The following is a 1,277-nucleotide window of genomic DNA, read 5'->3' on the forward strand; positions in this document are numbered from 1 at the left end:
ACCGATTCCACCCACGTCCTGGCCTGCGTGCGCACACTGAACCGCATCGAGTGCCTGGGCGAGGCCCTGCGCGCGGCCCTGGAGGAGATCGCCCGCACCGACCCGGGCCTGGTCGTGCCGCTGCTCGGGCCCGGGTGGGACGAACGCTACGGCCGCAAGGTCGAGACCGGCCGGCTCCTGCGCCGCAAGAACTCCTCCGCGACCAGGCTCGCCGAGCAGATCGGCGCCGACGGGCAGAGCCTGATCACCGCCATCGACACGGACGACACCGCCGCGTGGACGAACGGCCTCCCGCAGGTCAAAATCCTGCGCGACCTGTGGAGCCAGCACTTCGAGGCCACCACCACCGGCCGGCTCCGCTACCGGGACACCACGGAACTGCCGCCCTCCGCACAGCGCGTGCGCTCACCCCACGACCCCGACGCCCGCTACAGCACCAAAGGCGCGCCCGGCACCGCGAGCACGGAATGGACAGGCGCCAAGGGCCACCTGACCGAAACGTGCGACGAGGACTTACCGAACCTGGTCACCGACGTCCACACCACCCCCGCCACCGAACCCGACGTCACGGCCCTCGCCCCCGTCCAGGACAAACTCATCCGCCGGGACCTGAAACCCGGTGAGCACCTGCTCGACTCCGGCTACCCCAGCGGGCCGAACATCGCCGCGTCCCTGGAACGCGGCATCACCCTCGTCGCCCCCGTCACGGTTCAGACCGGCCGAGGCGCCCGGGCCGGCACCTTCACCCCCGGGGACTTCCACGTCGACTGGCAGGCCGGCGTCACCCGCTGCCCCGCCGGGGCCACCAGCATCTCCATGCGGCCGAAGAAGGACGGCCTGATCCGCGTCGCCTTCTCCCGCGCGCAGTGCCGTCCCTGCCCGATCCGCGCCCAGTGCACCACCGCGGCCCCTCACCTCGGCCGGGTCCTGGAGATCCACCCCGAACCGATCCACACCGCCCGGACCCGGATGCAGGCCGAACAGGACACCCCCCGATGGCGCGAGACCTACCGGGCCCGCGCCGGCATCGAGGGCACCGTCTCCCAAGCAGTCCGAGGCCCCGGCCTGCGACGATCCCGCTACAGGGGCCTCGCCAAAACCCACCTCCAGAACGTCCTCACCGGCATGGCCGTCAACATCCGCCGACTCGGCGCCCACTTCGACACCACCACCACACCAAGCCGCCGCCCCACCCGCATCCACACACTCTGCACCCAACACGGCATCACAACGACGGCTTGAGCCCGACCCAGATCAAATACTTCGCCAGCAGAATC

At 71.0% G+C, this 1,277-nt stretch carries 1 protein-coding gene; it reads left to right on the forward strand.

Going from position 1 to position 1,277, the window contains the following annotated elements; translation table 11 throughout:
• On the forward strand, positions 1 to 1,242 hold a 1,242-nt coding region (locus ACWD4P_RS38315; protein WP_449782835.1), incomplete at its 5' end, for a transposase.
• Positions 1,243 to 1,277: the final 35 nt, after the last annotated feature.

The organism is Kitasatospora sp. NPDC002543, assembly GCF_053594915.1.